The following is a 13,573-nucleotide window of genomic DNA, read 5'->3' as shown; positions in this document are numbered from 1 at the left end:
GGTGTGGGTTGCCTGTCGACGTCGTTGCCACTTTGGGACGTGTTGAGCTTGTACGCCAGCCTGACGCCGGGGCCCGGACCTGGAAGGGTCATGCATTGTTGCTGTGAGCACGCCGGTCAGAATTTCGGTTTTCCCTTGACCGAGGCCCCCGGGCAGCCCGCCCACCGCGATGGTGTTGATGGGTGAGGAGGGCAGCTGAGGTGAAGCATAAGAAGGGTCCGGCCGGGGTTGAGGAGATTGCCGACGCCGAGCATGAGTTGGTCATCGAGCGGGTCGCTGCCATTGACGTGGCCAAGGCCTCGGGGGTGGTGTGTGTCCGCCTTCCTGGTCCTGCCCGTCGGGTCAGCAAGGTCTGGGAGGTCCAAGCCACCACCAGCGCGGTGGCTGAGTTGGCCGCCAAGTTGGTCGGGTGGGGTGTCGAGAAACTCACCATCGAGTCCACCTCGGATTATTGGCGGATCTGGTATTACCTGGCCGAGGCTGCTGGGTTGGATGTGCAGTTGGTCAACGCCTGCGAGGTCAAAAACGTCCCGGGGCGGCCCAAGACCGACAAGCTCGACGCGGTGTGGCTGGCCAAACTCACCGAAAAAGGTCTGCTGAGGCCGAGCTTTGTTCCGCCGGCCCCGATTCGGCAACTGCGCGATTACACCCGGTTGCGGGTGGATCTGACTCGTGAACGGGCCCGTTATTGGCAGCGGCTGGAGAAACTGCTCGAAGACGCGTTGATCAAGGTGTCGGCGGTGGCTTCACGGCTGGACACTATTTCGGTGCGGGCCATGGTCGAGGCGTTGATCGCCGGTGAACGCGATCCGCGGCAGTTGGCTGATCTGGCCCGCGGACGGATGACAGTCAAACGCACCGAGCTGATCAAGGCGCTCGATGGTCGTTTTGATGATCATCACGGCGAGTTGGCCCGGATGCTGCTCGATCAGATCGACGCACTCGATGCCCAGATCGCCACCTTGACCGCACGGATCGCTCAGCGACTGGCACGCACCGAGCCCGACGATCACGACCAGGATCGGCCCGGTGGTGGCCTGGCGTCGACGGACCTTTCGGCCGTCCAACGGTTGTGTGAGATCCCAGGTATCGGCCCGACCACAGCGCAGATCATTCTGGCCGAGATCGGTATGGACATGACCCGATTCCCCACCGCAGCGCACCTGGTGTCCTGGGCCAAACTGTGCCCACGCACCATCCAGTCCGGGCCGGTAACCCGAGCCGGCAGAACCGGAACCGGCAACCCCTACCTCAGAGGCGCTCTCGGGGAGGCCGCTGCGACCGTGGCCAAGACCGACACCTTCCTCGGGGAGCGGTATCGACGACTGGTCAAACGCCGCGGCAAGCTCAAAGCCCTTGTCGCGGTGGCCCGCTCGATCTTTACCATCGTCTGGCAGCTGCTCGCCGATGCCACCGCACGTTTCCATGACCTAGGAGCCGACTACTACACCCGGCGGGTCAACATCGAACGCCGCATGCGTAACCACATCGCCCAACTGACGGCCATGGGCTACCGCGTCAGCGTCGAACCCGCCGCCTAACCACACCAAAACACAGAGCCGGCTGCGCCGGCTGCCTTCGGCCTGCCCACTCACCCTGGGACATTTTCCGGTCAGAGTGGCTGTCGGCGCCGAGTGTCACTCCAGCGTGACAATGGCCGGGAGTCGGCCGACTTCGCTGCGGAGTTTGTCACGCTGGCGTGGCTGCCGAGCCCGACAGTCACTCTGGCGTGACAATGAGAGAGCGGGAGGCCCGGGCGTCGTGCCGGACGCCGGGCCGGCCGGGGTCAGGCCAGGCTCTCGGGCCGACGTGGGGTAGTCCCGGCTACCGCTTGGTGGCGGTGACGAAGTATCCGCGCGGTATGCCGGGAACGTCCAGTGGTACCGCGGGTGCGAACCACCTATTCCACCGGTTGCCCGGTTCGGCCACATCGGTGACGGTTGCCGACCAGCCGAGCCGCTCACACAGCTGCCCCGGCGCATCGGTGCCGAAAAGCCATGGCGCACCGTTGTGGGCCATCCGTTCGCGGACCGCCGTCAGCATCACGCTGTCCAGCAGTGTCTTGCCGACGATGTCGTAGAGCAAGACCGAACCGGGCGCCGACAGGGCGTCCACCCGCTCGAAAAGGGTGTGCACGGCGCCCTCGTCGAGATATTGCAGCAGGCCCTCCATCAGCCAGACGGTCGGCGCATCGCCGTCGAAGCCGTTGGACCGCAGGGAATCTGTCCAGTCGGTCGTCAGGTCGACGCCGATGGCCGTCCGCCGGCAGCGCGGCCGGTCACCGGCCAGCAGCTCGGCCTTGGCGGCGATCACCGCAGGCTGGTCGAGCTCGAACACGGTGGTGCCATCGGGCCAGGGCAACCGGTAGGAGCGGGCATCGAGTCCGGCGGCGAGGATCACCACCTGCCGCACCGTAGGCGCCGCCGCCAGCAGTGCCTCGTCCCAGAAGCGCGTCCGCACCACGATCTGCAGCGTGGATTTGTCTCCGGTGGCGGCCACGGACTCGGCGAGCATGCGCCGCCCGGACTCTCCAGCGAGCTTCTCGGCGAACGGATCGGTGAAAAGCCGGTCGGCGCGGCGGTTTTCCTCGGCGCGGATCGCTGCCACGAGCACGCCGGTATCGGCGACGGCCTGGCCTGAGTTGGTCATGTCGCCATCATGCGCGTTCCGCGGTGCCCGGGTCTTGGATATTTTTGCCGGAGCCGACGCCCACATGGCTGGGCAACCACGTGCGGCGCTGGGTGTACTGGGTCGGCGTCATGCCGGTGAACGATCTGAACTCCCGGACGAAATGTGCCTGGTCGAAGTAGCCGAGATCGGTGGCGATCCGGGCCCCGCGAGCGTCTCCCGCGTCGAGTAGTCGCATCGCGGCCTGGACCCGGCGCACCCGCAGATAGCTCTTGGGTGTCTGGCCCACCTCGGAACGAAACGATGCGATCAGCCGTCTGGCCGACAACCCGGTCAACGTGCATGCCTCGGCCACCCGCAGCGAGGGTCGGCTTTCGGCCGCACGGAGCACCGCGCCCACCGCGGGGTCACGGGACCGCATGCGCGCCAACAGGAACGACTCCACCAGTGCCAGCCGGTCCGCAACGGAGCCTGCTGCGATCAGGCGGGCGCGCAGGTCCGCCGCCGCCCGGCCCCAGATCGCTTCCAGCCCGACGCACTCGTCCTCCAGGTCGTGCAGTGGGGCGGGCAGGAATGCCGCGGCGCCGCCGGGGAGGAAGTGGATGGTGAGCACGGTCTGTGCCGGCTCGATCTGGCTGACGTACGAGGTGACGCCGGCCCCGGCGATGAAGGCGGCGCCGACGTCGAGGCGGGTGCTGCCGTCGGCCGCATAGAAATCGACCTGATCGCGGGCGTCGAGGTCGATGATCACCGTCGCGGCGCCGCGGGGCAGGGCGCGGCTGCGATGGGTCGCGGCCTGGGTGTTTCGCCAGTATCCGAAGAACTGGACGTGGGCGGCCAGGGCCGGGCCGGGGCGCAGCAATACCGGGCCCGGCACGTCAGCTCCCCGGTTGTGGCAGGCCCGCCAGGGCGTCGAGCATCGAGCGCAGCTGGTGGATGAGCTGATCGGGGGACAGGTTCACCTCGCCGGACAGCCAGGCGCTGATGGTCTGCGTCACGCCGCCGACGGCGAAATGCGAAGTGGCCCTGAGGTAGTCGTTCTCCCTGAGGTCGAGAGCATCTCCGGCGTGCTGTCCGAGCAGCGCGGCGAACAGTGCGGTGGACTCCACGCGCTTGCGGGTCAGCACCTCGTTGGACAGTTTGACGCTGAACAGCAGCCGGCCGATCCGTGGATCCTCGGCGATCAGGTGCACGATGTTGGCCATCCCGGCGGCGGTCTGGTCGGCCAGCGGGACGGCGGCGACGGCGGCCTGCGTCGAGGTCGCGATGTCGGTGATCACCCAGTCGTAGACGGCGCCGATGAAATCGTCCTTGTCGGCGAAGCTCTCGTAGAAGTATCTGGCCGCCAGGCCGGCGGTGCGGCAGACCGCGCGCACCGTGATCTCGGCGTCTTCGGCTCCCAGCAGGTCCAGCCCGGCCTCGAGCAGCTGGCTGCGGCGCTGCGCGACGCGGTCGGCCGCTTCGACACCGCGGTAGGGACGGACCTGCTTCACCCAAACATCTTGACACCCGTCAGACCGGCGGGCCACTATCAGGAAACAGACGTTCTCAGTTTTAGAAGGGGTGGCCATGACGGTCAGCGAACCGATCCCGCACGTCGAACGGACGATGAGCGATGCCTCACGTCCCGTGGCCCCGCCGAGGCGGCGCCGTCGCGGTGCCGGCTTCGACGACGGACTGATGGGCGTGGCGCTGCTGGCCGGGCCGGCCAACGTGATCATGCAGCTGGCCAATCCGGCGGTGGGCTACGGCGTGGTCGAGAGCCGCGTCGACAGCGGCCGCACCGATCTGCACCCGATCAAGCGGGCCAGGACCACGTTCACCTATCTGGCCGTGGCCACGCGTGGCACCGACGCACAGAAGAAGGCATACCGACGCGCGGTCAACAAGGCGCATGCACAGGTGTACTCCACCGAGGACAGCCCGGTGCAGTACAACGCCTTCGACAAGAACCTGCAGTTGTGGGTGGCGGCCTGCCTCTACAAGGGCGGCGTCGACGTCTTCCGGATGTTCGTCGGCGAGATGGACGACGAGACCGCCGATCAGCACTACCGCGACAGCGTCACGATGGGCACCACGCTGCAGGTACCCGAGGACATGTGGCCGGCGGACCGGGCCGCGTTCGATCGGTACTGGGAAGAATCGCTGGAGAAGCTGCACATCGACGACACGGTGCGCGGATACCTGTATCCGATCGCGGCGGGCCGGCCCAAGAACCCGAAGCTGCCCCGCGCGGTGCAGCGCCGGCTCGATGCGGTGGCCCTGCTGATCACCACCGGCTTCCTCCCGCAGCGGTTCCGCGACGAGATGCGGCTGCCGTGGGATGCCAAGAGTCAGAAGCGGTTCGACCGGCTGATCGCGGTGCTGCGCACGGTCAACGATCTGCTGCCGTCCTTCGCGCGCCAGTTCCCGTTCAACCTGCTGCTCAAGGATCTCGACTGGCGCATCCGCACCGGTCGTCCCTTGGTGTAGCTGTCAGGTTGGCGGCGTACCCTCGCGCGGGTGCGTACCGATGACGACAACTGGGACATCACCACGAGCGTTGGGCAGACGGCGTTATTCGTAGCCGCCTCAAGGGCGTTGGAGGCGCGAAAGCCCGACCCGCTGGCAGTGGACGAGTACGCCGAGGTGTTCTGCCGCGCGGCCGGGGGCGATTGGACGGTCGCGGTCGAAGGCAGCGACCCCGAGCATCCGCTGCAGACCGAATTCGGGGAACACTTCGTCAACTTCCAGGGCGCCCGGACGAAGTACTTCGACGAGTACTTCAGGCGGGCCATCGACGCAGGCGTCAAGCAGGTGGTGCTGTTGGCGGCGGGCCTGGACTCACGGGCCTACCGGCTGCCGTGGGCCGACGGCACCGTGGTCTACGAACTGGACCAGCCGCGGGTGCTCGCGTTCAAGCGCGACACCATGGATGAACTCGGGGTGAGCCCGACCGCCGAGCGGCGTGAGATAGCGATCGATCTGCGAGAGGACTGGCCCCAGGCGCTGCGGTCGAACGGCTTCGACCCGGCGCGCCCCTCGGCCTGGATCGCCGAGGGATTGCTGATCTATCTACCGGCCGCAGCACAGGAGCGGTTGTTTGCTGGAATCGACGCGTTGGCTGCGCCGGGCAGCTTTGTCGGGGTCGAGGAGGCCGTACCGATGCCGGCCGACGCCTTCGATGCCAAGCGGGCCGAGGCGCACGCCTCCGGGGATGAGAACGCGTTCTTCAACCTGGTGTACAACCAGCAGCACGCACCCGCTAACCAGTGGTTTGGTGCACGGGGCTGGAATGCAGTGGCTACGCCGTTGCACGAGTATCTGACCCGGGTGGGCCGGCCCGTGCCTGGTCAAGATTCCGAAGCCGGCCTGATGACGGGAACTATCACCTTGGTGGCCGCGACCAAAAGGTGAGGCAGTTCACGAGCTAGCCCGGATACGTGCCTCTCGACAGTAAAGTTATGCAATGCTAACTTCAGCAAAAGTTAGCTTAGCCATACATAAGGGAGAGAATCGGGGGCTTCGCTCCCGTGCACGCATATGGGTAGTGACACGCTTGCGGCTCCGCCTCAGGGAGCGCCCCGGCTCGATCGCGATGTGGTCAGCCGTTTCGCCACATGTTGTCGTGCGCTGGGCCTGACGGTGAACGACCGCCAACGGCCGGCCGATCTCACCGCCGCCCGGGCCGGCTTTGCCGCCCTGACGCACCTCGCACACGACCACTGTGACGCCTGGACCGGCCTGGCCGCCGCGGGCGATGTCTCCGGACCCGTGATCGACGCCGTCTGGCGGACCCGCGCCAGCGCCGGTCTGCTGCAACGCGAGATCGATCTGGCTGCCGGTGACCTCGGGTTCACCTATGACAGCGGGCTGTATCTGCAATTCCGAGCCTGCGACGTGGACGACTTCCAGCTGGCCTTCGCCGCGCGGCGTGCTGCTGCGGGTGCGCTCGCCGAGGCCGACGAGCTGGTGGGCGAGGTGCTCGTCCGCAGGCCGGGGTGGCTGCACGCCACCTGGCTGCGGGTGGCCATCAACCACCGCGCCCAGCGGTGGTCGGACGTGGTGCGGCTGCTCACCCCGGTGGTCACCGACCCGTCGCTCGACGAGGTCTCCGGGCACGCCGCCCGCATCACGCTGGGCATCGCACTGGCCCGGCTCGGCATGCTCGCGCCCGCGCTGTCCTATCTGGAGGATCCGACCGGCCCGATCGCGGTGGCCGCCCTCGACGGCGCGCTCGCCAAGGCGCTGACCCTGCGTGCCCAGGGCGAGGACGATGACGCCAACGAGGTGCTGCAAGACCTCTTCGCCGCCCACCCCGAGGACAAGCAGGTCGAAGAGGCCCTGTCCGACCCGACGTTCGGGCTGCTGATCACCAATGCCGCCCGCATCGACGCCCGCACCGATCCGTGGGACCCGGAAACCGAGCCCTCGGAGTCCGATTTCGTCGATCCGGGTGCCAAGGAGCGCAAGGCGCACCTGCTCATCGAGGCCGAGGCGGAGCTCGCCGAATTCATCGGCCTGGAAGAAGTGAAGTTCCAGGTGGCCCGCCTGAAGAGCTCGGTCGCCATGTCGATCCGGCGTCAGGAACGCGGGCTGGCCGTGGCGCAGCGCACCAACCACCTGGTGTTCGCCGGCCCGCCCGGAACCGGTAAGACCACCATCGCCCGCGTCGTCGCCAAGATCTATTGCGGTCTCGGGCTTCTGAAGAAGGAGACGGTCCGCGAGGTGCACCGCGCCGACCTGATCGGTCAGCACATCGGTGAGACCGAGGCCAAGACCAACGCCATCATCGACAGTGCGCTCGACGGCGTGCTGTTCCTCGACGAGGCCTATGCGCTGGTGTCCACCGGGGCCAAGAACGACTTCGGTCTGGTGGCCATCGACACGCTGCTGGCCCGCATGGAGAACGACCGCGACCGGCTCGTGGTGATCGTCGCGGGCTATCGCAAGGACCTCGACATGTTCCTGGACACCAACGAGGGTCTGCGTTCCCGCTTCACCCGCAGCATCGACTTCCCGTCCTACTCGTCCTCCGAACTCGTCGAGATCGCCGAGCGGATGGCCGAAAAGCGGGACAGCACCTTCGAAAAGGCCGCGCACGACGAGATGGAGAAGCTGTTCGGCCATCTGGCGGCGGCCACCATGCCCGACGCCGCGGGCGTGCAGCGGCGCAGCCTGGACATCGCCGGTAACGGCCGTTTCGTCCGCAACCTGGTCGAGCGTTCCGAGGAGGAGCGCGAGTACCGCCTCGATCATTCCGACCACGACGACTTCACCGACGAGGAGATGATGACGATCACCGCCGGTGACGTGACGAATTCGGCTGCCCCGCTGCTGCGTGGCCTCGGCCTGACGGTGCCCGAATGACCACGCAGGGACCCGACGAGCGCCGCTCCTTCTCCTCTCGCACCCCGTCCAACGACAACCCCGATCAGGTCGGCTACCGGCGTGGCTTCGTCACCCGCCACCAGGTCTCGGGCTGGCGGTTCGTCATGCGCCGCATCGCATCCGGGGTGGCGCTGCACGACACCCGCATGCTGGTCGACCCGTTGCGCACCCAGAGCCGTGCGGTGCTGACCGGTGCGCTGATCCTGGTCACCGGGCTGATCGGCTGCTTCCTGTTCTCGCTGATCCGCCCGGGCGGAGCCGCGGGCAACGACGTGATCCTCGCCGACCGGTCCACCGCGGCGCTGTATGTCCGGGTCGGTGAGCAGCTGCACCCGGTGCTCAACCTGACCTCGGCGCGGCTGATCGCCGGCAAGGCGGACAACCCGACCACGGTCAAGACCAGCGAGATCGACAAGTTCCCGCGCGGCAACCTGCTCGGTATCCCCGGCGCGCCGGAGCGCATGGTGCAGAGCGCCAGCACCAGTGCGGATTGGACTGTGTGCGATAGCAATTCGGGCGACAACGCCGGCGTGACGCTGATCGCCGGAACGCTGGCCGCCGGCGATGAGCGCGCCCTGCCGCTGTCCGCGAACCAGGCGGTGCTCGTGCACCACAGCGGCGGCCCCACCCCCGGTGACTGGCTGCTGTGGGACGGCAAGCGCAGCCCGATCGACCTGGCCAACCGTGCCGTCACCGATGCACTCGGATTCGGCGCCGAGATCCCGGCCCCGCGGCCCATCGCATCGGGCCTGTTCAACGCGATCCCCGAGGCTCCCGCACTGACCGCCCCGGCCATCGCCGGTGCGGGTGCGCCCGCACAGTTCCCGCTGTCTGCGCCGGCGCCGGTGGGTGCGGTGGTCTCGGCGGCGGAAGCCGACAACACCGTCCGCTACTACGCCGTGCTGACCGACGGCCTGCAGCCGATCTCTCCGGTGCTGGCCTCGATCCTGCGCAACACCGATTCCTATGGGCTGCACGAGCCGCCGAGGCTCGGCGCCGATGAAGTGGCCCGCACCCCGGTGGCGCACGGCATCGACACCGCCGCCTACCCGGCGGACCCCGTCACCCTGGTGTCGGCCTCGACGGCACCGGTGACGTGTGCCCAGTGGAGCAAGCCCGCCGGTGCGACAGAGAGCCGCCTGACCGTGCTGTCCGGTGCGGCGCTGCCCGTGCCCGATGGTCAGCGCAGCGTTGGCCTGGTGGGCGCGGGCGCCAACGGTGCAGCCAGCCGCGTCGCCCTGGCACCCGGCAGTGGATACCTGGTGCAGACCGTGGGCGCCGAACCCGGATCGCCGACCGCAGGCTCGATGTTCTGGGTGAGCGACACCGGTGTGCGCTACGGCATCGACACCAATGGTGACGACAAAACCCTTGCCGCGCTTGGTCTCACCGCGCCGGCTCTGCCCATTCCGTGGTCGATCCTGACGCAGTTCGCAGCCGGCCCGACCCTTTCCCGCGGCGACGCCCTGACCGCACACGATGCGCTGTCGTCGAACGCCAATGCTGCCCGCCTGGAGGCCACACGATGAGCCGGCTGATTTTCGAGCACCAGCGCAGGCTGGCGCCGCCGACGACCCGCAAGGGCACCATCACGATCGAGCCGCCACCGCAGTTGCCGCGGCTGGTTCCGCCGTCGTTGTTGCGCCGGGTGCTGCCCTACCTGATCGTCATCCTGATCGTCGGCATGATCGTGGCCCTGGTGGCCACCGGCATGCGGATGATCTCGCCGACCACGCTGTTCTTCCCGTTCGTGCTGCTGCTGGCCGCCACCGCGCTGTATCGCGGCTCGGACAACAAGATGCGCACCGAGGAAGTCGACGCCGAGCGCGCCGACTACCTGCGTTACCTGTCGGTGGTCCGCGACAACGTTCGCGCCCATGCCGCCGAGCAGCGTGCGGCGCTGGAGTGGTCGCACCCCGAGCCCGAGGCGCTGGCCGTCATTCCGGGCACCCGCAGGCAGTGGGAACGCGACCCACGTGACCGTGACTTCCTGGTGCTGCGGGCCGGCCTGCACGACGTGCCGCTGGACGCGGCGCTGAAGGTCAAGGACACCGCCGACGAGATCGACCTGGAGCCGGTGTCACACAGCACCCTTCGCGGTCTGCTCGATGTGCAGCGCACCGTGCGTGACGCCCCGACCGGTATCGACGTCACCAAGCTCGCCCGGATCACCGTGATCGGTGAGGCCGACGAGGTCCGGGATGCGTTGCGGGCCTGGATCGCCCAGGCCGTCACCTGGCACGACCCGACCATGCTCGGGGTGGCGCTGGCCTCTCCCGACATCGACGCCGATACCTGGTCTTGGCTCAAATGGCTTCCGCACGTGGACATTCCGGCCCAGGCCGACGGCGTCGGCCCGGCCCGGTACCTGACCACCGGTGTCGCGGAGCTGCGCGGGCGCCTCGATTCGGCCCTGTCCGGCCGCCCCGCGTTCCCGGCCGAACCGGACCAGGCCCTCAAGCATCTACTGGTGGTGCTCGACGATCCCGAAGCCGATCCCGACGACATCGCGCGTAAGCCCGGCCTGACCGGGGTGACCGTGATCCACCGCAGCGACAAGCTGCCCAACCGCGAGCAGTACCCCGACCCCGAACGGCCCATCCTGCGGGTCGTCGACGGCCGGATCGAGCGCTGGCAGAGCAGCGGATGGCAGCCCTACGTGGACAAGGCCGATTCGATGTCGGCCGCCGCGGCCGCGCACGTCGCGCGCCGTCTGTCGCGCTGGGACTCGAACCCCGGTTACGTGCGGTCCACCGCCACCGGCGGTGCCACTTTCACCACGCTGCTGGACATCCCGGATGCCTCGTCCCTGGACGTGGCCAGCCTATGGGCCCCGCGCAACCGTGACGAGGAACTGCGCGTGCCCATCGGTGTCACCGCCACCGGCGAACCGCTGTACTTCGACCTCAAGGACGAGGCCGAGGGCGGCATGGGTCCGCACGGCCTGATGATCGGTATGACCGGTTCGGGCAAGTCCCAGACGCTGATGTCGATCCTGTTGTCGCTGTTGACCACTCACTCGGCCGACCGGCTCATCGTGATCTACGCCGACTTCAAGGGTGAGGCCGGAGCCGACATCTTCCGCAACTTCCCGCAGGTCGTGGCGGTCATCTCGAACATGGCCGAGAAGCGGTCGCTGGCCGACCGGTTCGCCGACACCCTGCGCGGTGAGGTGGCCCGCCGTGAACAGCTGCTCAAGGAGGCCGGCCGTCGCGTCCAGGGCAGCGCCTTCAACTCGGTCACCGAGTACGAGGCCGCCATCGCAGCGGGACACGATCTGCCCCCGATGCCGACGCTGTTCGTGGTCGCCGACGAGTTCACCCTGATGCTCGCCGAGCACCCCGAGTACGCCGACCTGTTCGATTACGTTGCGCGCAAGGGCCGTTCGTTCCGGATCCATATCCTGTTCGCGTCGCAGACGCTGGACGTGGGCCGGATCAAGGACATCGACAAGAACACGTCGTACCGGATCGGTCTGAAGGTGGCCAGCCCCAGCATCTCTCGCCAGATCATCGGGGTCGAGGACGCCTATCACATCGAATCGGGCCGCGAGCACAAGGGCGAGGGCTTCCTGGTGCCCGCCCCAGGTGCGGTGCCGATCAAGTTCCGCAGCACCTATGTCGACGGCATCTACGATCCGCCGCGCGCCGAGAAGTCGATCGTGGTGCGTGCACTGCCGCAGCCGCAGCTGTTCACCGCCTCGCGGGTCGAGCCCGAGCCCGATACCGTGATCGTCACGAACGAGCCCGAGATCAACGTCGCGCCACCGCGCAAGCTGATCGCCACCATCGGCGACCAGCTGGCCGCCTACGGCCCGCAGGCACCCAAGCTGTGGCTGCCGCCGCTGGACAACGCGATCGCGCTGGACGACGTGCTCGCCGGCACCGATGTGGAGCCCGGTCAGCTGCGTTGGCCGCTGGGCGAGATCGACAAGCCGTTCGAGATGCGCCGCGAGGCACTGGTGTACGACGCCAACTCGTCGGCCGCCAACGTGCTCATCCACGGCGGTCCACGCTCGGGCAAGTCCACCGCGCTGCAGACCTTCGTCCTGTCGGCGGCCGCGTTGCACTCGCCGAGCGAGGTCAGCTTCTACTGCCTCGACTACGGCGGCGGACAGCTGGCCGGCCTGGCCGATCTGGCCCACGTCGGCAGTGTGGCCACCCCGCTGGAGCCCGAGCGCATCCGCCGCACCTTCGGTGAGCTCGAGCAGCTGCTGCGGGCGCGTCAGCAGCAGGGCGCGGTGAGCCGGGTGGGTTCCTACTCCGATGGCTATGGCGAAGTTTTCTTGGTCATCGACAACCTCTACGCGTTCAGCCGCGACAACACCGACACCTTCAACACCCGGAACCCGTTGCTGGCCAAGGTGACCGAGCTGGCCAACACCGGCCTGGCGTACGGCATCCACGTGGTGATCACCACGCCGAACTGGCTGGAGGTGCCGCTGGCGATGCGCGACGGCCTGGGCCTGCGTCTGGAGCTGAAGCTGCACGACAGCCACGACAGCATCGTGCGGGTGGTGGGTGCCCTGCGTCGCCCGGCCGAATCCGTGCCGGCCGACCAGCCCGGGCGCGGCCTGACCATGGCCGCCGAACACTTCCTGTTCGCGCAGCCGGCATTGAGCGACATCGCCGTCATCAACTCCCGGTACCCGGGCCAGAGCGCACCCCCGGTGCGACTCCTGCCCACCACGCTGGCCCCGGCCGCGCTGGCACCGCTGTACCCGGCCCCCGAGCAGGTGGTCATCGGACAGCGCGAAGAGGATCTGGCGCCGGTGGTGCTCGACTTCAAGAACAACCCGCTGCTGGCGGTGTTCGGCGATGCGAGGTCCGGCAAGACCACGCTGCTGCGGCACATCATCCGGACCATCCGGGAGAACTCCCGGCCGGACGAGGTGGCCTTCACCGTCATCGACCGGCGGCTGCACCTGGTGGAGGAACCGTTGTTCCCGGACAACGAGTACACCGCCAACATCGACCGCGTGCTGCCCGCCATGCTCGGGCTGTCGGCACTCATCGAGAAGCGCCGTCCGCCTGCGGGTTTGAGTCCGCAGGAGCTCAGCACATGGAATTACCGGTCCGGGCCCGATGGCCACACGCACTACCTGATCATCGACGACGTGGACCAGATCCCCGACGGTCCGGCGGTCAGCGGACCGTTCGCCGGTCAGCGGCCGTGGACCAACATCGTCAACCTGCTGTCGGAAGCCGGCGATCTGGGTCTGCGCGTGATCGTGACGGCCCGGGCCACCGGATCGGCACACGCGGTGATGACCGCACCTCTGCTCCGTCGCCTCAACGACCTACAGGCGACCACGTTGATGCTGTCGGGCAATCCCGCCGACAGCGGCAAGCTCCGCGGACACCGGTTCGCCCGGTTCCCCGCGGGACGCGGCATGTTGCTCGGAGACGGCGACGCCCCCGAGTTCGTTCAGCTCGTCAACCCACTCATCGATGACACGGCGCTGTCCGTGAACAACGGGAGAAAGGAATTCTGATGACACTGCGAGTAGTTCCGGAAGGACTGACCGCCGCCAGCGCGGCCGTCGAGGCGCTCACCGCACGGCTGGCCGCCGCCC

9 protein-coding genes and 1 pseudogene are annotated in these 13,573 nt (G+C 68.0%); 7 read left to right on the top strand and 3 right to left on the bottom strand.

Going from position 1 to position 13,573, the window contains the following annotated elements:
• Positions 1-200: 200 nt before the first annotated feature.
• Positions 201-1,541 carry an IS110 family RNA-guided transposase gene (locus tag BN4332_RS18040; protein WP_066900295.1) on the top strand — a complete coding sequence of 447 codons (1,341 nt, stop codon included), beginning with the start codon at positions 201-203 and terminating at the stop codon, positions 1,539-1,541.
• Positions 1,542-1,824: 283 nt separating this feature from the next.
• On the opposite strand, the gene BN4332_RS18035 is transcribed toward BN4332_RS18040, so the two are convergent.
• The 3 genes from BN4332_RS18035 to BN4332_RS18025 are packed head-to-tail and all read right to left on the bottom strand — an operon-like array spanning position 1,825 to position 4,121.
• On the bottom strand, positions 1,825-2,649 hold the full coding sequence (locus BN4332_RS18035) for an SAM-dependent methyltransferase (protein ID WP_084459313.1): 825 nt from the start codon (positions 2,647-2,649) through the stop codon (positions 1,825-1,827).
• Positions 2,650-2,656: 7 nt separating this feature from the next.
• Positions 2,657-3,505, bottom strand: a complete 849-nt coding sequence (locus tag BN4332_RS18030) for a helix-turn-helix transcriptional regulator (protein WP_096866938.1) — start codon at positions 3,503-3,505, stop codon at positions 2,657-2,659.
• Position 3,506: 1 nt separating this feature from the next.
• On the bottom strand, positions 3,507-4,121 hold the full coding sequence (locus BN4332_RS18025) for a TetR/AcrR family transcriptional regulator (protein ID WP_066900291.1): 615 nt from the start codon (positions 4,119-4,121) through the stop codon (positions 3,507-3,509).
• 76 nt (positions 4,122-4,197) lie between these two features.
• On the opposite strand from BN4332_RS18025, the gene BN4332_RS18020 reads away from it, so the two are divergent.
• From BN4332_RS18020 to BN4332_RS34440, 6 genes and pseudogenes are all read left to right on the top strand, one after another.
• Positions 4,198-5,100, top strand: a complete 903-nt coding sequence (locus BN4332_RS18020) for an oxygenase MpaB family protein (protein ID WP_066900648.1) — start codon at positions 4,198-4,200, stop codon at positions 5,098-5,100.
• Positions 5,101-5,130: 30 nt separating this feature from the next.
• On the top strand, positions 5,131-6,024 hold the full coding sequence (locus BN4332_RS18015) for a class I SAM-dependent methyltransferase (protein ID WP_066900289.1): 894 nt from the start codon (positions 5,131-5,133) through the stop codon (positions 6,022-6,024).
• Between the two features lie 183 nt (positions 6,025-6,207).
• Positions 6,208-7,977 carry a type VII secretion AAA-ATPase EccA gene (eccA, locus tag BN4332_RS18010; protein WP_066900287.1) on the top strand — a complete coding sequence of 590 codons (1,770 nt, stop codon included), beginning with the start codon at positions 6,208-6,210 and terminating at the stop codon, positions 7,975-7,977.
• Entirely contained in the window at positions 7,974-9,527 is a 1,554-nt protein-coding gene (gene eccB, locus BN4332_RS18005; protein ID WP_066900285.1) for a type VII secretion protein EccB, read from the top strand. The genes eccA and eccB overlap by 4 nt, the downstream gene beginning before the upstream one ends.
• Complete coding sequence (gene eccCa, locus BN4332_RS18000) at positions 9,524-13,492, top strand: type VII secretion protein EccCa (protein ID WP_066900283.1); 3,969 nt, start codon at positions 9,524-9,526, stop codon at positions 13,490-13,492. The genes eccB and eccCa overlap by 4 nt, the downstream gene beginning before the upstream one ends.
• A pseudogene (locus tag BN4332_RS34440) lies at positions 13,492-13,573 on the top strand (type VII secretion system ESX-3 target PE5); the annotation flags it as partial. The gene eccCa and the pseudogene BN4332_RS34440, both read left to right, overlap by 1 nt.

This window comes from Mycolicibacterium houstonense (assembly GCF_900078665.2).
In the GTDB taxonomy this organism is placed as follows: Bacteria; Actinomycetota; Actinomycetes; order Mycobacteriales; family Mycobacteriaceae; genus Mycobacterium; species Mycobacterium houstonense.
The sequence above is the reverse complement of the archived record's forward strand: the minus strand, read 5'-3'. Positions and strand labels throughout refer to the sequence as shown.